The sequence below is a fragment of the Haloferax prahovense DSM 18310 genome (genome assembly GCF_000336815.1).
GTDB classification, from domain to species: Archaea; Halobacteriota; Halobacteria; order Halobacteriales; family Haloferacaceae; genus Haloferax; species Haloferax prahovense.
In genome coordinates, this window is sequence record NZ_AOLG01000035.1 from 76,954 (window position 1) to 102,797 (window position 25,844).

The window sequence follows — 25,844 nt, forward strand, 5'->3', positions numbered from 1 at the left end:
AATTCGGGACAATCTCGGCAGCTCTGATTGCGAGCATGGGGAACGAATGAACGTATCCATTGCAACTGTCGGCCGAGATATCGGTCGTATCTTGGAGGCGCTTGGCGGGCTAATGCTGGTCTCGCTTGTCGTACCCATCGTCTGGGGAGAGTACTACGCGCTCCCGGCACTACTAGTCTCCGCTGTCATTCCATTGGGCATTGGCTGGTTGCTCTCTCGACGATTCAGAGACGCTGAAGCCCCAGGTCGGTTCCATGGCATGATCGTTGCCGCATCGGGATGGTTTTCCGTCGGCATATTCGGTTCGCTACCGTTCCTGTTGATCGCGTGGAGCGTTCAGATCGGCGTACCGGGAGTCACAACACCCGCTCAGACGGCGACACTCGCAGCGTTCACCGAACCGCTCAACGCTGTCTTCGAGAGCATGAGCGGGTTCACCGGCACGGGACTCACGATGACCGACAACGAGGAGATACTACCCCGTACGCTCCAGTGGTGGCGAACGTTCACTGAGTGGGTCGGTGGAGTCGGTGTCATCGTCCTCACGACGGCGATTCTCTCACGACCTGGCAGCGGGTCGCTGACACTCTACGAGAGCGAAGCTCGCTCCGAGAAAATCCACCCGAGTATCGTTTCGACGGTTAGGACTATCTGGTGGATTTTCATTCTGTTTACGTTCGTCTCCATTCTCGCGCTGTGGATGGCCGGAATGCCGATTTGGGGGGCAATCAACCATGCAATGACTGGTCTCTCGACTGGGGGATTCTCGATCACGGATAACTCGATTGCAACCTACGACAGTGTCGCAATCGACTTCGTGTTGATTCCCGTTATGCTCTTGGGAAGCATCGCGTTCCCAGTGCACTATCTCATCTTGCAAGGCGATCTCCGAAACTTCTACTCGGATCTCCAGACGCGGTGGGNCCCGTTATGCTCTTGGGAAGCATCGCGTTCCCAGTGCACTATCTCATCTTGCAAGGCGATCTCCGAAACTTCTACTCGGATCTCCAGACGCGGTGGGTGTTCGGTTATATGGGTATCGGGTCCGCCCTCCTATGGGGGTTCCTGTACTACGCTGGTCCCTATGAGACACCCTTCAGTGCCTTACGCTACGGCCTGTTCCAATTCGTCTCGGCTGCCACCTGTACTGGGTTCCAGACGGCTGTCGATTCGACCAACGTTGCACTCGGCCGGTGGCCGTCGTACGCTCAGTTGACTGTCGCGTTCGGGATGTTCGTCGGTGGTGCAGCTGGGTCCACGGCGGGTGGAATCAAACTCATTCGTGGACTGACGCTCGCGAAAGGAATTCGATATCAAATCGCGGATGTCTTCTATCCTGAGACCGCAATCAGACGGCTGAAAATCAATGGTCGACGACTGAGCGAGGAAGAAGCAAGCCGCGAATTCATGGAGGCGGCGATTATCTTCGTCCTCTGGATTGCGTTCCTCGTCGTCGGTGCCTTTGTACTGCTGCTCACGCTTCCGTCCGGAGAATATTCACTCGCCAACGTCGTGTTCGAGGTTGCCAGCGCTCAGGGGAACGTGGGTCTCTCGTCAGGAATTACGGGTCCTGAGTCACTCCCGGCAATTGGGAAGATCACGTTCCTCTTCCACATGTGGATCGGCCGACTCGAAATCATCCCCGTACTCGTGATGCTCCGGACGGTCTTCAAGCGTGGAGGACTCTACCAATGAAACTGGGCGACCTTCCGGTCATCTCCACTGTGTTCGAAGCTGGTGCGGATGATCGTATATTCGACTCGCTGCTGTTGGTGGGACCCCTGATTATTGGCCTCATCATCATTCTGAACCGCTCCTTCATCACTGAAGCACTTGCGGGAGCATACATCATCATATTCGTCATTTACGTCCTCTATCGCGGTATTCAGTATGAGTGACCACTCTCGTGGCCAATCCTGCCAGTCACTCTAACTGAGAACCACTTGATTGGGATAAACGACCACGGGTCGGGTGACCCGTGTCTTTTTTAATTCCCTCAGCCTCTGCCGTTAGCACTCCACGCGAAGCGATTCTCCGAGTGTTGCCAGGATATCGTCGTAATTGTAGCCGTGTGGGCGGTTCTCAGAATAACCGCTGCTATCCGAACTTCAGACCCCACTGTTTCCGGAGAACTATTGGTCCCTCTTCGACGTCATTGAACAATTTTCGGGTNTCTCAGAATAACCGCTGCTATCCGAACTTCAGACCCCACTGTTTCCGGAGAACTATTGGTCCCTCTTCGACGTCATTGAACAATTTTCGGGTTGGGTACAGACTTAACCAACACATTTTGGTCTTTTCAGGTTGTAACGAGACAGCGACGTTGAACACGCCCGACACTCACCATCATCACACCCGTCGAGAGAGGACCAGTTGCATTTCTCCTGAAAAGACCAATTGGGCAGTGAGCCCCAGTGCGTTGGTTAAGAGTCGTGATAGAGACAACGAAGTCTGCCACGAGTACGTCTTGAATTAACACCGTTCAGTGAACCACTATTCGATATAGATTGAACAGCCTCAACCTATATGAAGATGCCACTCGTAGAACAAAGCATGTCCGAAAATGAAGATAGCTCCGAGATGGGGATGATGGGGCGCCACACCACGGGAGAAGACCGTGTCCGGATGGTCGCCCGCCAGCTGGCCAAGCCACAGACAGCCAACTGGATTGCCTCCGAAGCCGAGTGGTCACACGGCCCCACGAAGCGCGTCCTCGAACGGCTCGTCGACGACGGTGTTCTCCGTCGCGATGAGAGTGGGACTCACACGACCTATAGCCCCGACTACCGCAGGCAAGCAATGCAGGAAGCAATGCGGCTTCGTGACAGCAGCCACTCTGTCGAGGAACTGACCGATCGACTCGCGGACTTCAAAGCACAGATCCGAGACTGGAAAGACAAGTTCACTGTCGAGTCACCAAACCACCTCCGGGCGACGCTCGCAGAAGATGACCTCACCCCAGAAGAGGAGGCCAGGCGACGAGAAATTGCACGTGAATGGGAACCCCTCCAACGGCGCATCCAAGTCCTCGGCTTCGCGATTCGTGAGTGGGACTTCTTAGCGCCCGAGACACAGCACGCAGAGGCCAGCAACTGATCGATGTCTGTCTCACATCCAGGTGGCAACCCGAACGCAAATTTGTATGCACAACTCAAGCGAGATGTTCTTGACCGAGTTCCCCACATTACCTATGACACTCACAGAGACAGTTGATTATCTCGCCGAAGAGTTAGATATTGAGCGCAGCGAACACGTCCGGCAGGTCGGAAAGGCAGTCGCAATACTGCGTGATTGAACAAGGTTGGTTCTGCCTTTCCACTGGCCTGGCCCAACTTCACAATTACACCTCAATGACAGTTAAAAAGACGGACGTTCGAAGCCTGTGTACCGACGCCGTATTTGACCGGGGAGAGAAGTATTTTGAGGAGGAGAGAATTCGGGATTGTACACGCGTCGGAGACTCGATAACTGCGACAGTACAAGGCTCGAGATTATAGGACATAACGCTCTCACTTTCCGAATCCAATTTCGACCCAAGTTGTAGCTGTCCGTACGACGGTCCAGGTGCATGCAAACACGTCGTCGCAGTCTTACTCTCACTCACCGACGAGATGCCCCCCGACAGAGGAGAACAGATCGATGCCGTCCTCACAGATATCGACGAGGAGGACCTCCAGACCTTCGTTCGCGACGAGCTATCTCGTGACAGCGGGATGCTCGGTCGGTTTCTCGCTCGATTTGGAACTGGTCCGGGAAAGTCCCACACAGAGTATAACCAGGACGTCAATGACTTGTTCGAAAAACACACTGACCGGTACCCTGTTGTCGTGGAGGCGATCGACTTCAGTCAGTTCACGGATGTCGGCGAACACTACCACGAGCGGGGTCGCTACCGACAGGCTGCGGCCGTTTATCGAGGCCTCGTTGCGGGCATTGACGACAATATTCATCTCGTTGACGCTGCATACGATTATTACGCACGAGTTTTTCGGGAGGGATTAGCTGAAAGAGAGGGCGCTAAGCCCCCTTCCTCAAGGAGCATCGAAGATGCGAGTAGGGAGGGGATACAGCGCCCGCACGAGTCACAGACACGCTAATCCGTGCGATTAAACCACCGTACTTCGTACGAATTGTTACGTCGCATGAACTACAGCCCACGCTTCCGTTTGTTCCCCACCACGGAGCAACGCGAAGCGATGGACTGGCAACGAAACACCGTGCGACAACTGTACAACCANCTTCCGTTTGTTCCCCACCACGGAGCAACGCGAAGCGATGGACTGGCAACGAAACACCGTGCGACAACTGTACAACCACGCTCTCAACGAATTCGAGCAAATTCCCGAAGATGCGGGCACGCTTCGTCAACGCGTCTGGATGGTCCGAGACACGCTCCCGGCACTCAAAGGCTGGTGGACCGACCTCAAACTGGTCTATTCAACGGTCTTGCAGAAAGCCGTCGAGCGCATCCGAGACAACATCCAGAACCTCGGGAAACTCAAAGCCAAGGGCTACGACGTGGGGTCGTTGAATTGGAAGAAACCGCGTGAGTACCGGAGTTTCACGTACCGACAATCGGGCTTCGAACTCGACAAGAAGAGTGGCCCGAATGGTCGCGGACTCCTCATCCTCAAGAAACTCAAAGGCGAAACCCGCGAGATTCCAATTCGCATCCATCGTGACCTTCCAGACCACGAGAAAGTCAAAGAAGTCACGCTCAAGAAAGAACCCACGGGAGCGTGGTACGCCAGTTTCTGCATCGAAACCGAGACACCGGAGAAACCCGCCGTCGAAGACCTCAAACCCGATGATACAGTTGGTCTTGACCTCGGCGTGTTGAACTTCGTCCACGATTCGGACGGGCGTTCGATAGGGCGACTTGATTTATCCGACGACCGGGAGCTCCTCAAGCGAGAGCAACGGTCGCTCTCGCGGAAAGAGTACGAATCCAACAACTGGGAGAAACAGCGGCGGCGAGTCGCGGAAATCCACGCGCGGATGTCGAACAGGAAACACGATTACAAGCACAAGCTCGCGCACTTCTACACCACGGAGTACGACGCGGTATTCGTCGAGGACCTCAACGTCAAGGGGATGCTTGAATCTCGGGGGAACGCTCGTAACAAGGCCGAGGTGGGGTGGCGTGACTTCATCACGACTCTCGAACACCACGGTGAGAAGAACGGCTGTCACGTCGTGCAGGTTGACCCGCGCGGGACGACCACAGAGTGTGCAGGCTGTGGCGTGGAGACGCGCAAGCCGCTGTGGGTGCGCAAGCATTCCTGTCCGAGTTGTGGGTTCGAACTCGATAGGGATTGGAACGCGTCGTTGAACGTCCTCTCACGAGGACTCGACAAACTAGGAGTGGTTCACTCCGAAGACACGCCTGTGGAGACTGCGACCGCTGTGTCCACTGATGGNCTCTCACGAGGACTCGACAAACTAGGAGTGGTTCACTCCGAAGACACGCCTGTGGAGACTGCGACCGCTGTGTCCACTGATGGTGGCGAGAATTCGTCCACCGTCGTGGATGCAAGTCGCGTCACAGAAGCAGGAAGCCCCGCCCTCAAGGAAGCAACGCGAAGCGTTGCTGATTAGGGCGGGGTAGTTCACACGCCTACGTTGATTGCGTTATCGCAGCTAACCCTGATTCACAGGAACGCGAGGAGTATGAAGCATTCCTCAAAGAGCGAGCAGAGACAGGAGCGGCCCCGCATCAAGCACAATTCAAGCGAGCGCTGTCGTTGCTCCAATCGGCACCAGGGGATGACGATGCCAATTAGGATGTGCAACGCTCAACACAGGGTAATTAAATCTCTCCGAAGAAATCGATACCAATGAGCGAGGATTCAGACTCGATTAGTTATCTGTCGGCGGAAGATATCCTTGCAATTCATGAACTGATCGTTGAGTCGAATGAAGATACTGAAACTGGAGTCGCGTCGCCAGGAGACGTTGACTATACAGTCGCTTCGATTCAGGAGGGTCACTTTGGACGAGCACCAAAATCGATACACGAGAAAGCATTCCAGCTGCTGAGACTTCTCGCTGCAAACCATCCATTCGTCGACGGCAACAAACGGACAGCACTGATGTCTGTCCGTATATTCTATGCATTGAATGGCCTCGAATTCGACTACGATAGAACAATCAAAGAGATCCTGAAAGAACTCGCAACAGATGAAGCAACCGTCGAGAGCGACGCTGTACTCACCTACCTGCAGAACCACACAGAACCACTCGCACCGGAATACGTTGCGACGATCAACCTCTGGTTATCGCGTATCGAAGAGAGTGAACAACTTCCGGGAGGGCTTGGACTTGGAAGTGTGGAGACCACAGATGACGAACCGAATGATTATGACGAGAGCACCCGTAGCGAGGAGTAAGAATGGCCGCAGAAAGTAACGACCCCACGATTCCAGATGAGATGTCGCCCGAAGAAGCACGGCGATATTTAATCCGCTTCCTCGGTCGGCAGGACCTCGACGAGCACGAGGAGATTTACGAAGAACTCGCGTACGAATAGCGCAGCTGTTCCTTCTCGGTACTATAATTGGTGTTCGTTGTTCCGCACAGAACCCGCCACAGAAGATGAACATCTGGCACCCCACTGTTTCCGGAGAAAACTGTCCGACACTCAGCCGAGTAATCCAAGCGACTCGATCTCGTCGCTGACGACCTGAATCGCCTCCCGTGCATAGTCGACTTTCTTCGCACCCGTGATGACTATCTTCCCAGATCCGAACAGCAAGACCACTACGTTCGGCTCGTCGATCCGATAGACAAGACCAGGGAATTGCTCGGGTTCGTATTCGACATTTTCGAGTCCAAGGCCAATCGCAAGTGCGTTCAGGTTGAGATTCGTTCCAAGGTCTGCACTCGAGACGATGTTCTGGACTGTCGCCTCTTCGCGGTCATTGATTGGAATGCCAAGACTCCCGAGTTCCTCGAAGACTTGTTCCAATGCGCGATTGACCCCGTCAACGCTACTCGCACCAGTGCACACGATTTTTCCAGATCGGAAGATCAGATTCGCTGCTCTGGGTTCCTGGGTCCGATACACGAGTCAGGGAAGTTATCCGGGTTGAACTCTGCTCCGTCGACGTCCATCGAGAGCGACTCTAAATCTAGTTCTTGGCCGACGGCGCTCGATGCGACCACGTTTTGAATCTCGAGAGACTCAAGGCGTGCTTCGGGGGACATTATATTTGTATTTTAAATACTGCTACTTAAGCGGTTGTGCGAATCAAGAGTTTCTCCGAGGACAACCAAATGGGGAAATAGGCGGGCATATGGTGCCCATTACCCGAATAGGGATTGTTGAAACCCTCAACCTCAGACAGGATTGGCGTGACACAGACAGAAGCTGAGTTCAGCACGACTGGTCGTTTTCTTTATGTCGAATAGGCCGCATCATATGTCAGATGGCAGTAATAGTGATAGTTGAAATGTGAGCACAGACTGGGTTTCAATTATTGAGAATACGAAGTCTATGTCAGGTCGATAACGTGGCCTCCTCGGCGCCCACCGACACGCGGCGGCCCCTGAGCAGCAACCAGCCGATCAAGACGATCTCGCCGACGAAGGTCACGATGGTCACCTGGAGCGAGTAGTCGGCGACGAGGACGGTGCCAATGCTGTCGATGGCGTATCCGAACCCGGCGATTACGAGGAGGATTCCGACGAGCGTCGGCACGTAGTCTGCCTGGTACGCTAGGTATCCGAGTAAGAGCAGGTGCACGGCGAACAGGAGCAGGCCGGCGTTCCAGATGTCGTGGAAGGCGTTGATGCCGAGCATGGCCTGTGCATGGAGTTGGGCAGTCGTGTAGGCAGCCAGCGCGCCAGGGTCGGTCAGCGTCCCAATTACGCCGACGAGCTGGCTGATCGCGACGACAAAAACGCCGGCGTAGACGACGCGAAAGAGCAAGGCGAGTTGTGAAACGCGCCTGTTCACCGGCTCGAAGACGGTGTACAGCGCCCACGCGACGATCACGTCGAGGATCGCGACGGCGAACAGGCCTACAATCCCGAGACGGAACGCCCCCGCGGCGTCCTGGATGGCGAGGGCGGTCGCCGTGGCGTCGCCGGGCGTCACAAGCCCCTTCACAACGACGAGCGTGCCAAAGAGCGCGGGGACGAGCATCAACAGGAGACCGATGCCGCCGATTACGCTTGCCGACCGCACCAATCGATCCGTTCTGTCGCCGCCTGGTACCACATCTGATGTCTTCGATATGAAGTTCATCGGTAATGTAGACGCGCGTGGCGTCGAAGAGCGTTTTTTGGGATATAGCCGTTCCATTTATAGTGGCCGTAGCGCGAAAGCTGGGGATGAAACACCTTCGGGCCACCGTCCGGGCGGACCGAGAGGACGCCCCGCCCATCTTCGCGTTGCTCGCGCATTCGCCGTCCATCACAGAAGGGCGCGTCCTGGAGATGATGACGGCGCTCGATGACTACAAGACGTTCTTCGTGGCGATCGACGGCGACGTGACCGCCCTGGCTGCCGAGGCCTCGGACATTCAAGCGATCGAGACCGTCGAGACCGTTCACGTAGGCGAGGACGCCGGCTACGTCCTCGTCGTCATCAAGCCGCAGGGGGAGCCACTAGTCGAAGCCCAACGCCGCGAAACAGGCATTCACGGTGTGATCCCGAGGATGCCGGTCATCTACCGCGACGGAATGATGCGTGCCCGCGTCATCGGCGACCCCGCCCAACTCCAGGAGATGTTCGAACGTGATCCGGTGGACATGGAGGTCACCATCGAGGAGATCGGCGAATTCCGCGGGAACATCGACACCGCATGGGCGAGTCTTAGCGCTCGCCAACGCGAAGCCCTCGAGATTGCCGCCGACCTCGGATATTACGAACAGCCCCGCGGTGCCACGCTGAAAGAGATCGCTGCCGAACTCGGCTGTGCGCCACAGACGGCGAGCGACCACCTCCAGAAGGCGGAGGGGAAAGTGATCACCGCGGCGCTCGACGAGTTCGGTCCCCTGGGGTAGGAGTCGGTCGACCGAGACTTCCCGTCGGGTACCCAATCGGACCGTATCACGCTACGTTGATGACCACGTTACCCGTTTTCCGTCCGCTCTCGACGTATCGGTGAGCGTCGTCGATCTCGTCGAGCGGATATCGCCTGTCTACGACCGCTCTCACTTCGCCCGCTTCGACGAGTTCGATGAGGGGCGCCACGTCCTCGGGCGCGTACCCGGCGAGGGACGAAATGACGGTTCTCTCGCCGGTCAAGTTTGTCCAACCGCCCTTGATTCGCCCGAGCAGCGTTGGATTACCCAGGACGTAGCGACCACCGGGTGACAGACAGCGCAGTGTGCGCGAAAACGGACTCGTACCCACGACGTCGACGACGACGTCGTAGCGCTCGCTGCGGTCGGTGAACTCCTCTCGCGTGTAATCGACGACGGAGTCCGCCCCGAGCGAGCGCAGCACGTCCAGTTTCTCTCCACTATCGACACACGTCACTTCGGCTCCCCAGGCCGTAGCGATCTGGACGGCGTACGTGCCGATGCTGCCACCGGCCCCGTTGATCAGGACTGCGTCGCCGTCCTTTACGTTCGCGCTCCGCAGGAAGTGCATCGCGTTCAGTCCGCCCGTCGGGAGCGTGGCGGCCTCCGTGACGGTCATGGGTTCCGGTATCCTCGCGATGGGATACGACTCGGGGAGACAGACGTACTCGGCAGCCCCGCCGAACCGGAACGACGTCGCGGCGAACACCTGGTCGCCCGGCATGAATCGCGTCACGTCGTCGCCGATCGATTCGATCTCTCCGGCGACCTCCTGTCCGGGGACGACCCGATTCCTCTTCCAGAGCTTCACGTAGAGCCAGATTGGGAGCCGAAAGGAGAGCGGGAGGTCGAGACGTCGGAACTCGCAGTCGCCTGCGGTCACGGTCGTCGCACGGGTCCGTATCAGCACCTCGTTGTCCGCGGGTGTCGGCTTCTCGATAGCCGTGAGTTCGAGGACGTCTGGCGAGCCAAAGCCACGCATGACGACGGCCCGCATCTCTCTGGTTTCGATCATTTCTGGCAGTTCGTTCCCGGCGACAGGTTCGTCGCCTCCGTCGCCGTTTCTGGGGCGCTCACGCCCGTGACCAGAAGCTCCGTAATCCTCGAGAACGCTCCAACGGTCGCCAGTATCGGTCGGACGGTGACGAATGCCTTCAGTACCGGTCCGATGGCAGCGATTGACTTGGTGCTCGGGAGCCTGGTCATTTTACTCGAAATGAACTGAGTTTTCCTATACGTTCCGGTCTGCTCCCATTTCCGTCGTACGGCGGCACAGTCCTGTGACAGACTCGCGCGCTGTATTCACCTATGGAAATTCTGCTGGCTCAACTAACCACCGCTAGCGATAAAGTTGTTCGCACGATCTCGTGTCTCTCGTTCTTCAACGGTGAAAAACCACTTGACTGCGTGGTGATTGTGACCTCCACAACCGATAGGCGGTCGGTACGAGTTCCGCGATAGCTGTCGCTCACGCTGGTTCCATCCGGCCACTGAGGAACGCCGGACTGGCGTTCCTCAGATTCCCTTCCTCAGGCGCTCACCCCCGGTGGATCGTAGACTTCCTCCCGGACGAGCATGTAGTACATCGAGACGAGCAGTTTTCGCGCCGTCGCAACGATTGCTTTTTTCGAGTTCATCCGACGGTTCAACCGGTGGAAGAACCGGCTCAGATACTCGTCTTTACACGTGTACACTGCTGAGTACGCACTCTGAACCAAAATCCACCGCACCCGTCCTGAACCACGTTTCGAGATACCACCCTCGATCCGCGAGTCCGGCGACTCGCGGATCGTCGGGTTCAGCCCCATGTAACTCACGACCTCCTTGTGGCTGTCGAACCGATCAACTTCTCCAAGTTCTGCGTAGATCAGCAACGCGGAGTAGTAACTGACTCCAGGAATCGTCATGAGCAGCTGGGTCTCGGTTAGAGACCCAGCGCGCTCCTCAATCGCAGCTTCAAGCTGTGTCATCTGCTCGGTCAGGGTCTCAACCACGTCGAGGTACGACTCCAACAACGCGTCCCACGGGGACGGGAGCGAGAGTTCCCGGAGGAACTCTCGTCCCTTCACGCTCAGTGGCTTCACCTCGCGGGTGATACCGTTGTCGGCGAGCAAGCCGTGGATTTTGTTGGCGAACTTGGTGCGATCTTCGACCAGTGTCTGTCGCCCGCGCACGAGTGCGCGGGCTTCCCGAATCTCGTCGGTGGGAACGTAACTCTCCGGAACGGAGTTGAGCCGAAGCAATCGCGCGAGTTCTTTCGCGTCGACGCGATCGGTTTTCTTGTCCGACTGAGCGATGAGCGTCAGTTTGCCTGGATGAGCGACGGTTACGTCCAAGTACTCTGCGAGAGTATCGTAGACGTGGTAGTAATTGCTGGTCGCCTCGATGACCGCACGAGAGCCAGCGTATCGCTGGGCGAGGTCGTCGAGGTTCGCGTTTTTGACGCGAACCTCTTCGACGATCTGGCCTTCGCTGTCGATTACTGCCACCTGTGCGTACCGTTTGTGTAAGTCGATTCCGAGGTACATTGCTTGTTCCTCCGGGATAGGACGGCGGTGCGTGAATCAGAACTTCACCTATGCGGGCTTTCCCGGATGCCGCGCCGCGCGGCATCCGGGCTGTGACGCCCATAACTCGGCTTCTTTCGCACTCGGACCAGTCAGCACCACGTGCTCTGCGGCACGGAATACAGCTCGGTCTCTTGCGTCCCATGCTTGATTCACGCTCCGCAGGGATAGCAGAATTTCCATCAAGTCAGCACGACTGCAACAAACTATCAGCGACTGAGGGTTTCATCAGGACCCAAAGTGGTTAGTTCGGAGAGTAAGGGTCTGTGGCCGTATCGAGGCGGTAGACATCGTCTATAGCATCAAAATCGTCGTCAAACGCGTAGAGATAACCCAAGCCCCTGGTCTGCATATACGCAACGATGCAGGCGTCGACGAACGAGAGTTGACGGTGGCGTCTGAAGAGTGCCTTTGCGGTCGCGAATGCATCNCTGGTCTGCATATACGCAACGATGCAGGCGTCGACGAACGAGAGTTGACGGTGGCGTCTGAAGAGTGCCTTTGCGGTCGCGAATGCATCGGAGTTCACAGACTCAATGTGGAATCGTGCGTTCTCCTCAAGTCGATCTAAGAAGTCTACTGCGGCGTCGTGTCCGGCGTGTGTCGTCAATCCATTGAGTGTCTCTGCTAAAACGTAATCAAGAACGACTGCCTCTGGAAGCGAGGCGTCATCGATGCCTTGGAGAATTGGTCGTGCCTCAGTGTGCATCCCGTCTCGACGGTACGCAGCAGCAAACAAGACGCTCGTGTCGATTAGCGCTCGTGGCATTTATTCTGTCTCAACGCCCCACGCGTCATGGTCCGTGGTGGCGTCTGTTTCTTCTTCGCCACCATACCCATCGAAATCCGCAAACGTTCCACTCCGTTGTTGGACGACGCGGACTCGGATACTTCCGTCTTCTTCGAGATGCCAGCGGAGTTGATCTCCATCGTCGATCCCCAATTCTCGACGAATTCGAGCTGGGATATTCGCTTGGTTTCCAGACACCTTGCTTTCAGCGTCTACCGGTTCACTGCTCATGAATGACCACTAGCACCGCTCGTTGAAAAGCATAGTGTGTCACCACACTATATGACTGAAGACGGATTTGAGTACGGCAGTCGACGCTATTTCAGGAAACCTCTAATCCAACGTCGTTGTTAACCAACAAACGTCGGCATATCTCAATGACGTTGGTTAATCACAGTTCTTTTCTCGATATGCTCAATGAGCGTTTGACTCGTTCGGCTAATTCGCTTGAGACGCTCACGAATTATGTCTGCATCATCGCGCTCCCAAGTGGCGAGGTAGAACGCCGAACCATCCATATCGAGGCTGAACTGCCTCCCAACGGCGTATGCAACCGCTTCTGCTTCGACTTCACGCTTCGACCGTTCGGTATCATCATCGATGCCGACGTGGAGACGTGCATGAGCGTACTCGTGGACTACCGTCGACGCCATTGCTGCGTCATTGTCCCGGCGAAGCACTTCGACAATTGGGAAGCCACCGTCTGGTGATTCACGACAAACGCCCTTCGCATCACCGTAGCTCCATTCTCCAGTCGAGACGAGTTCAACCTCGACACCGACATCCTCAGCAGCATCCAATACAGCCGGAAGAAGTGTTTCTGCGTCCCCCTCCGCATTCGTATCGAGACTCGGGAGGTCTTCACCTTCTGTCTGCGAGATGTCGAAGACTGGAGCTGGCCGGAAGCCAACTAAACCCTTCGACCACTCTTCGGGTGGGCTATCGTCGTAGTCGCAGTCTGTATTTTCGTGGTAGCTCGGGGAGTTCTCACATTCAGGACACTGTCTAGCGATGATCGGGACCCAAATCCAAATCGCCCTCTCGCCTTCCTTGACGTGTCGATCGAATTCGTTCTGCCACGTCCGATACCCTGCAACTCTCGTTGCCTCAGGACACTGCTGTTTGATCAAGAGCGTGTTACGGTACGAATAGTCGTGGAACTGACGCTGGATGTCTAACCATGCTTGGAACTCCTCGCTTGTCTGAGCGTCGTCGACGGCTTCTACGAGGTCGTCAACCCACTCAGTAATCGTGCTGTGCATCTCGTCACGTCGGGTGTCAGAGTCGTCGAACGACACCGCTGCGTAGTCACTTGTCGCCATAGGTTTTCTCGTGAGCACTCCAGTTTTGAAATGCCCCGCACCCCTCTGGGGGCCAAAAAACTCTCCCAAGCGAAATGGAATCAGTCGGTGATGACTAGACCCTCTGTACATCCACAGAAAATTGCGTGTGAACAAGCTAACGCGACGCAGGTGGGATGTAGACACTGGCTTCGCCCATGACTTCCTCGAGATGGTTCCGAGTACGGTGCGTGAAGTAACACTCGTGGCAGCAGTACCCACAGATCTCTCCAGTATCGTACTCCGCGATGAATGGACCACGCGGCCCCGCCCAGACGTCGTCTTTACACTCGACACAAGTTGACGAGTGGAGGTCAGCCGGCGTCGGAGGTTGATACTGCGTCCTACCAGTGTACTCGGGTGGCCTCTCCGGCCACACACCATGATTCTCCCAAAACAAGCGCACGTGTCCAAGTCCATGTCGGACCGTTGCTCGAACCGTCATATGGTCGGCATCGCGGCCGCTGTCGTCCCATCCGCGATCAGTCCAGAACTCGCCGAACTGTGCACCGCGATGGAGTCCATTCCAATCGAGGCCGACGATGTCTGCAGGCGGGTCACCCGTCAACGTCGGTTGCGTCAACTGGTCGATAACCGCGAGTTGCTTGGGTGGACTACCTCCGAGGATGTGGACTCGACGGCCACGCCAATCCACCGGATCTGAGAAGTCGTGTGCTAAGGTATCCGCGTAACCACGCGAATAGCCGACGACGATATCGTCTGGAATTTCCTCAAGTGCTGCTTTGCATTTCGGGACGGTGACGAACTCCGTGTCGGGAACGCGCTTTTCGAGGTCTCGCACTGCCCGAACGTACGACTTGGCTTCGGCACGATCGTAGGCATCGCCGATGATGCCGACATCCGGTTCGTGTTCGAGGACGCGCTCCGTGTAACGGTCGAGATCTGGATTTCTGAAGTCGTTGTCGAGCATCCCAACTGGTAGATCAAGATTGAGGAACTGCTGTTGTTGGTAACTGCAGTCCTCTCGAAAGCCCGTGAGAAAACCGAGATTCAATGCGTCGATAGCGAACGGTACGCGATGAAGGAACGCCACATACTCGGCCTGTCGGGCGTCGGCGTAGGCATCTATCGCGCTGTCGCTGGTCGCTCCGGAGAAGTCGTGAATGGACACAGGGAGTCACCTGCAGGACTCTGCCGCCCCGCACCTCTCAGGGGCAAAAAACACTGCTGCGGAGCGGTTAACCAACAAAAATTGAATCGGCTCCACTCTGTTGGATAATTCTCGGACAAACAGCCTGCGGCCACCTCAGTGCCGGCGAGCGTTTGCTGATTCTCGTCGATATCCGGCAAGAGCGTCGCCTGGTAGTTTGCTAAGTTAGATTGGGCCTCAATCCTCTGTGGCACAAAAACCAGCTCTCTGAGCGACCTATTCTTCCCCCTCGTTGGGCTGAATCTGCCGAACGTCCTCGGCAACGTCGTGTAGATACGCCCGCAGCGTGTCCATGTCCTCGCGGGCCTCTGCAAGCGTTTGTGCTTTGACCTTGGCCGTCAGCTCGTCCTGGTCTCTCGTCGCCGTGCCACGTTTCAGTTTCACCGTTAGTGAAACGCCGACGTCACTGCGTTCGACGTATTCCGTCTGGATTCCTTCCTCTCGATTCGATTCCGTCGCTGTTGGGTTGTCGTCAGTCATTGGTCTACTACGAGGGTTCTCTGTCCCCCGCACCCCTCTGGGGGTGAAAAAATTCACTCGGGACTCACCGAGTCAGTAGGTCCGTCATCTACTTAACCAACAAATATTGGTCTTTTCAGGTTGTAACGAGACAGCGACGTTGAACACGCCCGACACTCACCATCATCACACTCGTCGAGAGAGGACCAGTTGCATTTCTCCTGAAAAGACCAATACGGCGGTGGCTGCGCTCTGTTGGTTAAGGACGTAGTGCCTGTTCTGTCGGGCGTTTCTTAGTTTAGTAGTGGACGTCCGCCGGGATAATCCACATCTGCTCGTCGGACTCAAGGACACGATCGAGCTGGTCGCGATGGCGAATCGCACTGCCGTACTCATCGTACAAGAAGAGCGACGGCCCCCGGTACGCCCCGAGGTTGTAGCAAGCGTGCCGGATCAACTCCTCGTCACGCATGATTGCCTCGGTGTTGAGGTCCTGAATGCCTTCTCGGACTCGCTCAAGATTCCGTTCGAACTCTTGTTTCGTCGCCTCCCAGCCACACTTAAGTAACTCTTGGCCACTGTCAGAATCGACTGGTTCCGCGATGGGTAGTTCTCCCCATCGAGCTTTCCCAGCGACACTCGTCGAATCGTTGTCGAATGTCACATAGTAGTCGAAAACGGCCCCGTATTCGGGCGAAGTTCCCACGAGTCGGTTGAAGGCACTTCGGCCCGCTGCGAGTGCTTCGTCTGTCGTCGATGCCTCTACGAGCGCGTAGATTATCTGGTGCATTCTTTGGTACCTCGCTGGCGCTCTGAGTCGCTCTCGAATTATCTCACGACTCAACTGCGCCGGCACCCATCGCCGGCGCATACAAAACTAGCAGGTGCGACACGCCCGTCGAGTAGACGCGATATGGAAAACGCTGAAACAAGGTTGTCAATCCAATTCTTGGGTTGGTTCACGGGTGTTGCCGAATCGTCTCCTGGATCGAATTTGAGTGAGCCCTGATTGTTGGGACCGAGACCTCGGACACTTGCGCAACTTCGACTTGCGTAAGCCGGAACGCTTCGCCCAGACATGCGCGGTACAGGCACGCCCCTGCAAATCCAGACGGGTTGAGCCCCGTCGTGACACCCAATGTCTCCGACTCCTCAGCCAAGTCCAGCGCCTTCTGTCGAACCGAGTCAGGGACAGCAAGTTCGGATGCGAGTCGCGGGATGAAATCACGAGGACGAACAGGCTGTGTTGGCAGTCCAAGTTCCGTATTCAACGTCTTGTACGCATTCACCACCCTCTGATTCTCCACACGCGCCAAGTCAGCAACCTCCTCGAGCGTTCGCAGGAGGCCATTACATCGACAGATACCGTAGATACTCGCTGCTGCAATCGACTCGACGGACCGCCCTCGAAGGAGGTCTTCGTTCTGGGCACTACGGAAGAGTCGACACGCTTGGTCACGAATCGAATCGGAGAATCCGAGAGCACCTGCAATCCGACGTACTTCACCCAATCCCAGTGCAAGGTTTCGCTCAGCTTTCGACTGGAATCGCCCACGGGACTGTTCACGGCGCATCCGGGCAACCTGCTGCCGTTTCTTCCCGGAAAGCGTTCGTCCACTGGCGTCTCGCTTGTAACCGATTTCGGATGAGAGCCCACGGTCATGCCGAGTCGGCGTCAGTGGTGCGCCAGTTCTCCGTCGGCTCTCCTCGTCTCTCTCAGTGATTCGCCACTCTGGACCGTGGTCGATTTGATACTCGTCGATGATGAGTCCACACTCCTCGCAAAGAGTTTCGAGCGTGTTTGTTCTCACGCAACCGCCACAATCTGGGCAGGAATTGTTCGTGTTAGCCGGTACATCCTCGTCGAAGCCACTCTCGTAGATATCTCTCGTTGCCATTGGTCATCTGCAAGGCACTCATTGTGCGCCCCGCACCCCTTTGGGGCAAAAACAACTCACAGAGATCGAAGACTCAGACAGGGAATTTGGACAGGTACCTCAGCAACGTGTGAACGGCGCGTATATTGACACCAACCGAATGGATACGATTGACGGCGTCTAGGCCATACGTCCGTAGGATTGTCTGTCTGGTCCTACGGTGCAGCAAACTCCCCACGGACAGAAACCAGCCAATCGCGTGCCAACGACAGCCCCAATCCCCTGCCCCCGGGGCTGTCGACGTGAACGGCGAACCCACAACTATCCCCTCTCCATAGGTTCGCCTGGGGACCCTCCAAAGCGGGGCAAAGGAGTCGCTCCTCTTCTGTAATGGATACGGACTATCGAGGGTCGAAACGAGAATGGCAGGTCAACACGAGATGTTGACCGAGCCAGTGGTGTGCCCCTGATAACGGCAAGTGTCAATAGTATCTAATTAGTAAAAGAGTTCTTGTCAACTGTCACAGGTTGATTCTGCGTCCGGTCAGTTGGGAAGTTCGCGTCTGCCACTCTCAACACACGCCCAACACGGGAAGTCGTTATCTAACATCTCACAGTCGCAATCATCAGGAGTCGCGTCGTCTTCCACCCCGGTCTTCGGTTGTTCGTTAGTGACCACACCGCCGTCTGCGACCATTTGCATTTGCTCGACGGCATCGAGGATCGGACGTCGAATCGCAACTGCGACGCGGTGTTTGCACGGGCCAGTGTATTTCTCGTCTGCCGGGCACTCGCACGCTGTTGGTATGCCGTCGACGATTCGCACGTTGTATTCGTGGTTTTCGGGCTCAGCGTGGCTCGCATTGCGGACAAGCACATCGCCACCGAATAACGAGAATTCGAAGGCTTCGTACTGTGCTCGTTTGAGGACGCGCTTCGTCGGGTCGAGTCTTGCAAGTAGGGATTCAGACATGGTGTTTTTCGAAGCGCCCAAAAGAGAGCGCCTCGCCCATCGAGGCGCTAAGAAAGTGACTTCACCAGGTGTTCTGCCGAGTTAGCATTCATCGAGTCTGCTGAAATCCCCAGTTGCCGTCAGGAGTGGCGTGACACAGACAGAGGGTGTAGTCAGCAGAGGAGACAATCGGGGTCAATCAGTTCGGCGACCGGGTCAGGCCGCCGGCGCGACGTTCTGGTTCAGATGGAACAGGTTGTTCGGATCGTACTTCTGTTTGAGCTCCACGAGCCGGTCGTAGTTCTCGCGGTAGGCGGCACGCTCCTCGCCCACCTCCTCGGAGATGAAATTGACGTAGACGCCGCCGGTAGCATGGGGAGTCATCGCTTCGTGAAGCTCACGGGTCCAAGCGATACACTCGTCGTCTCGGTCCGGGTCGGTCCAGCGCGTGTGGAGGTTCATGAGGAATTTCGCATTCCGGTGGGGGTACGCCGTCGCGTCCACGGGCACGTCGTTGATTGCACCGCCGAGTTGAGCAATGGCAATCTCACTCTCCGGTGTGGGAAGCGACTCGCCGTACTCGACGAAGATGTCGATCATCCCGTCAGTGAACTCAACGAAGTTGTGAGACTTCCAGTAGTTCCGCGCCCCGGGTGTGAGCAAGCCGTCGAACCCCTGCTGCCAGCCAGCGTAGGGGTGGGGTCCGATGGCGTCAGCGATAGGCGTGCCGATTTCCCGCAGTGGCTGCAGGGCTACCTCGCCGTCGGTCATAGCGCCGTCGTAGTAGACCGCTATGACGAGTACCTTTTCGCCGTGCCATTCCTCTGGGATGAACGGGAGCGGTGGCGCGTGCCTGATGACCATCCAGGCGGTAACCTCGTCAGGGGCCTCGGCGACGAACGCGCGGTAGGCCTCCATCACTTCGGCAGTGTCACTGAACGGATGGACGAGCAGACCCGAGAGTACCTCGGGGCCGACTTCGTGGAGATTGAATTCGAACGACGTGACGACGCCGAAGTTACCACCACCGCCCCGCAGCCCCCAGAAGAGGTCAGCGTTCTTTTCTTCGCTGGCGTGGACGAGACGACCATCGGCCGTGACCACGTCCGCTCCTCGGAGATTGTCGGCGGTGAGACCGTATCTGCGGGAGAGCCAGCCGAAGCCCCCGCCGAGCGTCAGGCCAGAGATTCCCGTCGTCGAATTGTACCCGACGGGCGTGGCGAGGCCAAACGCTTGCGCCTCGTGGTCGAACTCGGCGAGTATTACGCCCGGTTCAACCAGAGCAGTCTTGGCCTCTGGGTCGATACGGACGGACTTCATGGGCGAGAGGTCAATCACGAGTCCATCGTCAACGATAGCGTTCCCGGCTATGTTGTGACCCGCACCCTTTACCGCGACGGGCATGCCCTGCTCACGTGCGAAGTTCCCCGCCGCGATAACATCGGCGACGCCTGCACACTGGGCTATCAGCGCGGGACGCCGGTCGATCATGGCGTTCCAAATTGTCCGGGCTTCGGTATATTCTGATGTCCCCGGCGTGAGGATTTTGCCACGAAATCTCGTCTCAAGCTCTGATACTGTACTGTCGTCTAACGGGGTGATATGAACTGCCAAAATGGTTTTCTGTAATCACCTTACGTGCCGAGAGCATATATAGACATTCATTATTAATCATTATAGACCACTTCCCGTCAACCGTGATTCTCGGTGCTAACATCTCCCGAGTGATGGGTGATATGTGCGCGATATTCAACGCCGGCAGCCACATCTGACAGACATATCTCACTCCCGGCAGACATCATCACCCACATTTGTGTCTGCTCAAGCACACTACTATACACTATTTAATTGCCACTTTCCACTCGGTGCATCGAGTACAGAAAACGCCGAAATTGGTGTTCATTCCCTGCTGACTATGCGCTCTGTATTCAGCACGGCCACGAAAAACTATCAGCTACTGGGAGCATCAACAGAGCCAGTATTAGGAGTCAATTAGGTCGTGGCTGCGCGCACAGCGTCGGCGACGTCGTTGCCGGCGCGAGCACGGAGCGGTGGGTGGGGAGGAGGGGCCGGGAGAGTGGAGTCACAAAAAGAAAACAGCCGCTTGCGACGCCTACTCAGCCCACCACGCCTCGCGCTCTGGGAACGATATCTCCGACCATCCCGTCACAGCAACCGAGACACGCCCACCGTACCAACTCTTTGCGACGTTCCGCATCGTCACACGCTCGCCTTCTCTCACAACTGTTTGGTCCGACTTCGTCCAGACAGTGAACTTTGTTCTCCCCGTCTCGTCCTCGATGAGTCCCACCTGTTGAATCGCCGAATTCGACGACTCCCAGAGCTGGGTCACCGTTCCACAGATAGACACCTCTCGACGACTCACCTCACTGACCGCCGCAATCGGAATCACACGTCCTGGCGCCTGCTGCAACTCTTCGAACACACCCACGACCGCGCTCATCATCGACTTTCCATCTGCGACTTCTTCGGCCAACCGCCGACTAATTGCCGCTCTCGACAACGCATCGAGTTTCGTCTGCATTCGTGCCGCTTCTCTGTTCACCTCGCCCAGCTCTTCTCTTGAGATTTGTTCACGCGCGTCTGGCTCTTCGGGGTCAGCCCACCGATTCACACATCCAGCGCGCTTCTTGAACTCCCGCGTTGCCTCGATACTCATCTGTTCTGCCACAGTCGCCGTCCGCTGTTCACGGTCCGACGTCTGTCTTCGGTCCCACCGAGTTTTCGTCTGTTTAATCTCCCACTCACGCGCTTGCATCCGCTCTTCTTCGGCGAGGGTCAGTCCCCGACCAACCGCTTCTGGATTGTTCAGGTCAACTTTGGCTTGAATTTCGAGTTCAACCGTGGGATGGAGTTCAGGCGTCTCATCAACCACGTCGTCGACGACTGCTCGGGGGTGTCCGGAGTGCGAAACTTCATTACCGATTTGCTTCTTAGTACTCATTGTAGTTCTCTGAAGGCGCCTACTCAGCGTCTTCTTCCGACACCACGACTCTCCAGCCGTGGCTCTCTCACAACAGACCAACTCATTCTGCGCACGCCTTTCGCGCCTTCACGCGCACCTCCGGGGCGCGGAAGGCGTGCGCTCGACGATGGGACAACATCCAGAACCGCGCGCCCTGGCCTGCCCGAAGCGAGCGGCCAGCACACAAGCCGGTTTCGCGTCCGACGGCCGAGCCCGTGAGGACGTCGTGACCGACAGCGCGCTTGGTGCTGGCGCACCGGGAAGGTGCGAGTGAAGCGAGACGCGACTAACAGGAGCGGCTCGTCGCGAACGATGAGTGAAACGAGTCGTGAGCACGGAGGGCAAAGGGCGGCGAGCGGGGCGTGCCGTTCGTGCTATACCTAACTACCGACAGACATCGCCGACTCCACAACAGACCACGGGTGGGATCGAAAGGGGCCGGACGCTCGGCGTGTCCCGACGACGCAAGCACCGCAGGAACGAGGCGCGCAGCGAGTCGCGGTCGTCGAGCGTCCGGGGGCTTTCAAAAGAATCGATCTGGCTCACTCCACCACTCCCGGAGCTTTGGCTGCCCTCCTCCGTGCGACACAAAGCTTTTCCAGCATCTCTGACAGGTCATGAGTATGCGCCGACGCGCCCTCCTCGCGGCCGCCGCTTCGTCTCTCCCCGCAATAGTTGCTGGCTGCACCAGTCCCGGTGGGTTCAGTGGTAGCAACGCCGTCGCGCAAGCCCCAACAGCGCGGCTCGAACTGACGACGGTCGCAGACGCGAAACTCCCGACGAAAGTACTCTATACAGTCCATCCAGCAGAGGGCAACGACGCAACGGCCCAACTGTTCGACCGCATCCTTGACGGCAGCGCGAAAACGAAGGCAACCCGGCCGCCACTCCCCAAACAGCAGCATATTGCCTACCAAGAGGGGGTCTACGAACTATCGTACGAAGTGGTCGAGGAAACGCCGGCCACCAGATATTCCGTGAAAGTGGATATCGTCACAGACTCAGTGATCGACGCAGAGGCCATTCAGTTCGCCGATCTCCCCGAAGTCGATCAACAAGAATTTGCTGAACATGGACTCGCTGATGGTGACACGGTCGGTATCGGAACGACGTTCCTCTATACGGACAGCGAGCGCGAGCAGTCTGTCCTCGTCCCCGAGTCGGAGTACTCCTATATCACTTGGGACGATGGGGCTGAAGCCGAATGGGTCGTCGACGACGCCTACGACACGACGCTGAACACCTATCGATACACTGCTGAACACGTAGCGACGGCCGCCGACTACGGCCAACAGATGCGCGAGCGGTTTACATTCGAACTCTCAGGGCTTTCGGAGGCCCAGCGAGAGATCGTCGAAAAGGCAATTACAGACAAACAGTACATTGTCGGGCCAGACGAGACGCCGTCTGATGCACTTGTAGCACTCGCCGACCGGTTCCGAGGGCACGAACAGGCTCATGGTCTCGACCAGGACGGCGAAGGTGACCTGAGCGGCACATATTTGATTCGGTACCAAGGCGACGTGTACTGGACGACGCTCGTCGTCCAGCGCGACGCGTTCCAGACGACATCGACAAGCTGATAAGGGTTATTCTACCAGCATCAAGCGTGTTATAGAAACGTTCGCACACCCTATCGTGGCCATCCTCGAACGATTGATACAGAGGACATCTGTAACAGAATGCTATCGCATTCAGTCCGAACAAGTCAGATTTGGATTGGAATCAGCGAACTGCCCGTTCGGATTCTCGCTAAATAGCCAGACGTGGAGTCCATAGTGTCTGGGCTGGTCTGAATAATGGCCCTCCATTGGTCCACGGAAGGTTCGTCGGTCATCACCAGCAAAGAGTGCAGGAGGCTTCTCGACGTCACTCGCAGGGACGAACCACTCAGCCCCTCTCAGCTCGTACTGGTCGGTGTCTGTTCGTTCATAGAGGAGCACGTTTGGCATATCGTAGGACACCTGGGGGACATTTTCTTTCACAAATAGGATACCCAGCCCCTCGATACAGGTGCCGATATTTTGATAGCCATCGTTTATTGCCTTCTCGTGATCCTTGTACTCCTCCAGCTTGAGCTTCGCGTCGTTGACCCCTGCTCCCGAACCGCTCTGTCCGGAGCCACCGTCAGCCGTGCCATCCAGCTGTCCAAGACACCCTGCCCCCAAGACGAGAAGTGGTGCCGACGTAGAGAGGAGGTCTCGTCTGTTCATGACTAAATCTGTCCCGCTCTGGAGATAAAGGTCCCCGAGTGTGAAAGAGACGTTTGAACGAAATCCGTCTCCTCCGACTATCAGTGACCCCACGCAATAGCTCGCTAGATATGCAAGCTCGTACTAACGGACGATCCACCAGCTGATCGTGTGATGTAGAGGTCGCATTCAACACGGCGGTATCGACAGGGACAGGGCATCCAGAATGTACAGGGAGTGTTTGTGTCTCCAGAAAACGTATCCCGTAACCTAATCATATTGAACCATGCGCCGCCGAACGATCCTCGCGACGGTAGGTGGCGGTCTCACGAGTGGGATCGCCGGCTGTCTCTCCTCCCCCCGTCGTGGGTCCCGCAACCCGAATGGAGCGGAGGCCACCCCCGACGATACAATCCCGGCAGGTACCTGGCCACAGATCGGCTACGACAGCCAGCACACGCGCCACACGCCGGATGCACGTGGCCCTCGAGACGACGCGACGATCGCGTGGCGGAGCCTCGGTGACCGACCCGTCTACCCACCCGTCGTTGACGACGCCCTCTATCTCACTGAAGCGTGGACTGGTGGGACCGCGTTTGCACTCTCCGCCGAAGATGGCAAACACCAATGGTCCAACTCGGAGCTGCCGCCGATGCGGTGGGCGCCAGCCCTTCACGACGATCGGATGCTCATCATTACACGTGAAGAGGGGAATGTGGTCCGTCTGCATGCATTGAATGTTGCCAGCGGCGACCAGGAGTGGGTTCGAGAACAAGGGATTACGGCCTCCAGCGGCGAGCACCCGCCAATTAGTCCGACCGTCCGTGATGGCGCCCTCTATCTCGGCTCGAATCGCGGGGTGATCAGGTGTGACGCGGCGACCGGCGATGTCGACTGGACGGCCACGCTCGGGCCGCACGTCGTCGAGACGGAGAACGGACCGACGTGGCGCACCGACTGGGCAAAGCCGGCGGTCACCGCCGATCGGGTGTTCACGTTCGATATGAACGAGAGCTATCGAGCGACACGGGAGGTGTATGCGGTAAATCGCCGGACTGGCGATCGGGAGTGGACCGCCACGTTGGACATCGGCGACGGGTGGTACCTCAAGGCTCACGCTGTCGCCGGCGCCGACCGCGTCTTCGTCTCGGCGCTGAAGCCGCATGTGTCGGCAGGGATGGACGATTCACCGTGGTCGGGGTCGGAGCGACTGTTCGCCCTCGAGGCCGCCACGGGTGAGGTTGCGTGGGACTGGAAGCTTCCCACGAAAACATTGAGTCCCCCGGCATATGCGGACAGCACACTCTACGTCGGCGAGTGGTATCCCGATGCAGATACTGGTCGGTTACACGCGGTTGACGTGAACGACGGGAATACTAGGTGGACTTACGAGACCGATTCCGGTGCTGTCCTATCGCCGACTGTCGCAGAGGATACGGTGTATATCAGCCAGGGAGAGGAGCTTGCGGCCGTCGCGCAGGGGGACGGAACACGCCGATGGCGGCTGGAGATCGGGGCGCGGACTGGCCCACCGGTTGTTGTTGGGGAGACGGCATACATCCAGACGAACCCGGATCACAATTCCGATAGCCGACTGCTAGCGGTTCGTGAGCCGTAATCCAGATTTCCGAGATGCGACTCGGAATGGTCGGTCGCGAGCGACGCGGAGGGCGGAATGCGGCGAGCGGTGCGTGCCGTATAGTACCACACCAGTCAACCGATGGGGATCACGAGCCTAGCAACAGACTCCGGGCGGGACTGAAAGGGGCCGGACGCTCGACGTGCCCCGACGACGCAAGCACCGCAGGAACGAGGCGCACAGCGAGTCACGGCCGGCGAGCGTCCGGGGGCTTTCGAGGTGACCGCACCAAACGCTAGCAGCTGTTTGTCCCTCCAGAAGATGTTTGACACAGTGTTGTCCACTGTTCATATGGTCTCGCTGACGCGTCGGCACCTCCTCCGACAGACTGTGGCTGGCGGAAGTGTGCTGGCTCTGGCCGGGTGTACCGCCCCGAACGTTCCCGGGCTCTCACGTAGGGGGTCGGTGCCGAAACCGTTCACGGACGACGAGTACACTGCGAGCTACACGGCGGCTGGCCATTGGCTCTTGGAAGGACACGATGGCGGCCGAACCGGTTACGCAGCCTCCACAGTCCCACACGGCGACGTCGACGTCGCTTGGCTTCGGCGTCCAGGAAACGACCCACATGGCGCAACGGCCCCGGTCGTCGGCCCGGAGCGTGTCTACCTCGCCTATGTTGAGTCACCGGATGACGCTGAGCATTCGGTCGTCCACCTTGCAGGGTTCGATGCTGAATCCGGCGAGCAGCAACTGGATGTGCAACTTGAAACGGGCCGTGCAGTCGGTCTCGCACTCGCGGGTGACACACTCTTGGCCGTCACCCGCGGGCCGGACTACGAGCAGGCGACCCTGACGGCTCCCGCCCGCTCCGATGGATCGATCCAGTGGACGGAGACGG

24 protein-coding genes and 4 pseudogenes are annotated in these 25,844 nt (G+C 57.3%); 12 read left to right on the forward strand and 16 right to left on the reverse strand.

The genetic code is table 11. The features are described 5' to 3' along the window. Window positions 1-46: 46 nt before the first annotated feature. The 8 genes and pseudogenes from C457_RS21180 (at window position 47) to C457_RS20630 (ending at window position 6,529) form a co-directional block, all read left to right on the forward strand. A pseudogene (locus C457_RS21180) lies at window positions 47-1,695 on the forward strand (TrkH family potassium uptake protein). Continuing rightward, window positions 1,692-1,898: a hypothetical protein gene (locus C457_RS11065; protein WP_008094638.1), complete on the forward strand. Its 207-nt coding sequence runs from the start codon at window positions 1,692-1,694 to the stop codon at window positions 1,896-1,898. Before C457_RS21180 ends, C457_RS11065 begins: the two are co-directional and overlap by 4 nt. Before the next feature lie 655 nt (window positions 1,899-2,553). Then, the gene (locus tag C457_RS11070; RefSeq protein ID WP_049913557.1) at window positions 2,554-3,096 is read left to right on the forward strand and encodes a DUF7342 family protein; all 543 of its coding nucleotides are present in this window, start codon (window positions 2,554-2,556) and stop codon (window positions 3,094-3,096) included. Between the two features lie 404 nt (window positions 3,097-3,500). After that, window positions 3,501-3,587: pseudogene (locus C457_RS21185) on the forward strand (SWIM zinc finger family protein); the annotation flags it as partial. Between the two features lie 24 nt (window positions 3,588-3,611). Further along, window positions 3,612-4,097 carry a hypothetical protein gene (locus tag C457_RS11075; RefSeq protein ID WP_008094642.1) on the forward strand — a complete coding sequence of 162 codons (486 nt, stop codon included), beginning with the start codon at window positions 3,612-3,614 and terminating at the stop codon, window positions 4,095-4,097. A gap of 178 nt (window positions 4,098-4,275) precedes the next feature. After that, complete coding sequence (locus tag C457_RS11080; RefSeq protein WP_008094643.1) at window positions 4,276-5,598, forward strand: RNA-guided endonuclease InsQ/TnpB family protein; 1,323 nt, start codon at window positions 4,276-4,278, stop codon at window positions 5,596-5,598. A 239-nt stretch (window positions 5,599-5,837) separates the two neighbouring features. Further along, window positions 5,838-6,389 (forward strand): type II toxin-antitoxin system death-on-curing family toxin, encoded by a 552-nt coding sequence (locus C457_RS11085; protein WP_049913547.1) that lies wholly within the window; start codon window positions 5,838-5,840, stop codon window positions 6,387-6,389. A 2-nt stretch (window positions 6,390-6,391) separates the two neighbouring features. After that, complete coding sequence (locus C457_RS20630; RefSeq protein ID WP_162832769.1) at window positions 6,392-6,529, forward strand: hypothetical protein; 138 nt, start codon at window positions 6,392-6,394, stop codon at window positions 6,527-6,529. A 111-nt stretch (window positions 6,530-6,640) separates the two neighbouring features. Here C457_RS20630 and C457_RS11090 read toward each other — a convergent pair. Continuing rightward, window positions 6,641-7,206: pseudogene (locus C457_RS11090) on the reverse strand (TATA-box-binding protein). 292 nt (window positions 7,207-7,498) lie between these two features. Then, the gene (locus C457_RS11095) at window positions 7,499-8,248 is read right to left on the reverse strand and encodes a DUF4386 domain-containing protein (RefSeq protein WP_152420005.1); all 750 of its coding nucleotides are present in this window, start codon (window positions 8,246-8,248) and stop codon (window positions 7,499-7,501) included. 62 nt (window positions 8,249-8,310) lie between these two features. On the opposite strand from C457_RS11095, the gene C457_RS11100 reads away from it, so the two are divergent. After that, on the forward strand, window positions 8,311-9,009 hold the full coding sequence (locus tag C457_RS11100; protein WP_152420006.1) for a helix-turn-helix domain-containing protein: 699 nt from the start codon (window positions 8,311-8,313) through the stop codon (window positions 9,007-9,009). Between the two features lie 46 nt (window positions 9,010-9,055). On the opposite strand, the gene C457_RS11105 is transcribed toward C457_RS11100, so the two are convergent. From C457_RS11105 to C457_RS11160, 13 genes are all read right to left on the reverse strand, one after another. Then, a complete protein-coding gene (locus C457_RS11105; protein ID WP_008094657.1) occupies window positions 9,056-10,045 on the reverse strand; it encodes an NAD(P)-dependent alcohol dehydrogenase in 990 nt (329 codons plus the stop codon). Next, a complete protein-coding gene (locus C457_RS11110) occupies window positions 10,042-10,236 on the reverse strand; it encodes a hypothetical protein (protein WP_008094658.1) in 195 nt (64 codons plus the stop codon). The genes C457_RS11105 and C457_RS11110 overlap by 4 nt, the downstream gene beginning before the upstream one ends. A 323-nt stretch (window positions 10,237-10,559) precedes the next feature. Further along, window positions 10,560-11,558 (reverse strand): IS110 family transposase, encoded by a 999-nt coding sequence (locus C457_RS11115; protein ID WP_008094664.1) that lies wholly within the window; start codon window positions 11,556-11,558, stop codon window positions 10,560-10,562. Between the two features lie 283 nt (window positions 11,559-11,841). After that, a complete protein-coding gene (locus tag C457_RS11120; RefSeq protein WP_049913548.1) occupies window positions 11,842-12,366 on the reverse strand; it encodes a PIN domain-containing protein in 525 nt (174 codons plus the stop codon). Then, window positions 12,367-12,618 (reverse strand): AbrB/MazE/SpoVT family DNA-binding domain-containing protein, encoded by a 252-nt coding sequence (locus tag C457_RS20940; RefSeq protein ID WP_008094667.1) that lies wholly within the window; start codon window positions 12,616-12,618, stop codon window positions 12,367-12,369. It abuts the gene before it with no gap. A 143-nt stretch (window positions 12,619-12,761) separates the two neighbouring features. Then, a complete protein-coding gene (locus C457_RS11130; protein WP_008094669.1) occupies window positions 12,762-13,709 on the reverse strand; it encodes an ArdC-like ssDNA-binding domain-containing protein in 948 nt (315 codons plus the stop codon). A 136-nt stretch (window positions 13,710-13,845) separates the two neighbouring features. Beyond that, window positions 13,846-14,859 (reverse strand): DUF6610 family protein, encoded by a 1,014-nt coding sequence (locus tag C457_RS11135; RefSeq protein WP_008094671.1) that lies wholly within the window; start codon window positions 14,857-14,859, stop codon window positions 13,846-13,848. Window positions 14,860-15,114: 255 nt separating this feature from the next. Then, entirely contained in the window at window positions 15,115-15,378 is a 264-nt protein-coding gene (locus C457_RS11140) for a DUF7389 domain-containing protein (protein ID WP_008094673.1), read from the reverse strand. A 277-nt stretch (window positions 15,379-15,655) separates the two neighbouring features. Further along, window positions 15,656-16,147 (reverse strand): hypothetical protein, encoded by a 492-nt coding sequence (locus C457_RS11145; RefSeq protein WP_008094675.1) that lies wholly within the window; start codon window positions 16,145-16,147, stop codon window positions 15,656-15,658. Window positions 16,148-16,316: 169 nt separating this feature from the next. Further along, window positions 16,317-17,255: a transcription initiation factor IIB gene (locus tag C457_RS19685; RefSeq protein WP_008094677.1), complete on the reverse strand. Its 939-nt coding sequence runs from the start codon at window positions 17,253-17,255 to the stop codon at window positions 16,317-16,319. A 523-nt stretch (window positions 17,256-17,778) separates the two neighbouring features. Next, window positions 17,779-18,207: an SWIM zinc finger family protein gene (locus tag C457_RS19690; RefSeq protein WP_083864288.1), complete on the reverse strand. Its 429-nt coding sequence runs from the start codon at window positions 18,205-18,207 to the stop codon at window positions 17,779-17,781. 195 nt (window positions 18,208-18,402) lie between these two features. Next, complete coding sequence (locus tag C457_RS11155; RefSeq protein ID WP_049913550.1) at window positions 18,403-19,800, reverse strand: FAD-binding oxidoreductase; 1,398 nt, start codon at window positions 19,798-19,800, stop codon at window positions 18,403-18,405. Window positions 19,801-20,299: 499 nt separating this feature from the next. Then, complete coding sequence (locus C457_RS11160; RefSeq protein ID WP_049913551.1) at window positions 20,300-21,151, reverse strand: DNA-binding protein; 852 nt, start codon at window positions 21,149-21,151, stop codon at window positions 20,300-20,302. A 644-nt stretch (window positions 21,152-21,795) separates the two neighbouring features. Here C457_RS11160 and C457_RS11165 point away from each other — a divergent pair. After that, window positions 21,796-22,755: a hypothetical protein gene (locus C457_RS11165; protein WP_049913552.1), complete on the forward strand. Its 960-nt coding sequence runs from the start codon at window positions 21,796-21,798 to the stop codon at window positions 22,753-22,755. A 111-nt stretch (window positions 22,756-22,866) separates the two neighbouring features. On the opposite strand, the gene C457_RS11170 is transcribed toward C457_RS11165, so the two are convergent. Then, a complete protein-coding gene (locus C457_RS11170) occupies window positions 22,867-23,385 on the reverse strand; it encodes a hypothetical protein (protein ID WP_049913553.1) in 519 nt (172 codons plus the stop codon). A gap of 265 nt (window positions 23,386-23,650) precedes the next feature. On the opposite strand from C457_RS11170, the gene C457_RS11175 reads away from it, so the two are divergent. Further along, the gene (locus C457_RS11175; protein WP_083864289.1) at window positions 23,651-24,982 is read left to right on the forward strand and encodes an outer membrane protein assembly factor BamB family protein; all 1,332 of its coding nucleotides are present in this window, start codon (window positions 23,651-23,653) and stop codon (window positions 24,980-24,982) included. Window positions 24,983-25,294: 312 nt separating this feature from the next. Further along, window positions 25,295-25,844, forward strand: a pseudogene (locus C457_RS11180) (hypothetical protein); the annotation flags it as partial.

Excerpts from the sequence above, each read along its gene's own strand:
- C457_RS11085 (WP_049913547.1), top strand. The coding sequence starts at position 5,838 with ATGAGCGAGGATTCAGACTCGATTAGTTATCTGTCGGCGGAAGATATC.
- C457_RS11065 (WP_008094638.1), top strand. The coding sequence starts at position 1,692 with ATGAAACTGGGCGACCTTCCGGTCATCTCCACTGTGTTCGAAGCTGGT.
- C457_RS11175 (WP_083864289.1), top strand. The coding sequence starts at position 23,651 with ATGCGCCGCCGAACGATCCTCGCGACGGTAGGTGGCGGTCTCACGAGT.
- C457_RS11110 (WP_008094658.1), bottom strand. The coding sequence starts at position 10,236 with ATGACCAGGCTCCCGAGCACCAAGTCAATCGCTGCCATCGGACCGGTA.
- C457_RS11165 (WP_049913552.1), top strand. The coding sequence starts at position 21,796 with ATGCGCCGACGCGCCCTCCTCGCGGCCGCCGCTTCGTCTCTCCCCGCA.
- C457_RS11115 (WP_008094664.1), bottom strand. The coding sequence starts at position 11,558 with ATGTACCTCGGAATCGACTTACACAAACGGTACGCACAGGTGGCAGTA.
- C457_RS11160 (WP_049913551.1), bottom strand. The coding sequence starts at position 21,151 with ATGAGTACTAAGAAGCAAATCGGTAATGAAGTTTCGCACTCCGGACAC.
- C457_RS19690 (WP_083864288.1), bottom strand. The coding sequence starts at position 18,207 with ATGTCTGAATCCCTACTTGCAAGACTCGACCCGACGAAGCGCGTCCTC.
- C457_RS11140 (WP_008094673.1), bottom strand. The coding sequence starts at position 15,378 with ATGACTGACGACAACCCAACAGCGACGGAATCGAATCGAGAGGAAGGA.
- C457_RS20630 (WP_162832769.1), top strand. The coding sequence starts at position 6,392 with ATGGCCGCAGAAAGTAACGACCCCACGATTCCAGATGAGATGTCGCCC.
- C457_RS11130 (WP_008094669.1), bottom strand. The coding sequence starts at position 13,709 with ATGGCGACAAGTGACTACGCAGCGGTGTCGTTCGACGACTCTGACACC.
- C457_RS19685 (WP_008094677.1), bottom strand. The coding sequence starts at position 17,255 with ATGGCAACGAGAGATATCTACGAGAGTGGCTTCGACGAGGATGTACCG.
- C457_RS11170 (WP_049913553.1), bottom strand. The coding sequence starts at position 23,385 with ATGAACAGACGAGACCTCCTCTCTACGTCGGCACCACTTCTCGTCTTG.
- C457_RS11105 (WP_008094657.1), bottom strand. The coding sequence starts at position 10,045 with ATGATCGAAACCAGAGAGATGCGGGCCGTCGTCATGCGTGGCTTTGGC.
- C457_RS11095 (WP_152420005.1), bottom strand. The coding sequence starts at position 8,248 with ATGAACTTCATATCGAAGACATCAGATGTGGTACCAGGCGGCGACAGA.
- C457_RS11070 (WP_049913557.1), top strand. The coding sequence starts at position 2,554 with ATGTCCGAAAATGAAGATAGCTCCGAGATGGGGATGATGGGGCGCCAC.
- C457_RS11075 (WP_008094642.1), top strand. The coding sequence starts at position 3,612 with ATGCCCCCCGACAGAGGAGAACAGATCGATGCCGTCCTCACAGATATC.
- C457_RS20940 (WP_008094667.1), bottom strand. The coding sequence starts at position 12,618 with ATGAGCAGTGAACCGGTAGACGCTGAAAGCAAGGTGTCTGGAAACCAA.
- C457_RS11145 (WP_008094675.1), bottom strand. The coding sequence starts at position 16,147 with ATGCACCAGATAATCTACGCGCTCGTAGAGGCATCGACGACAGACGAA.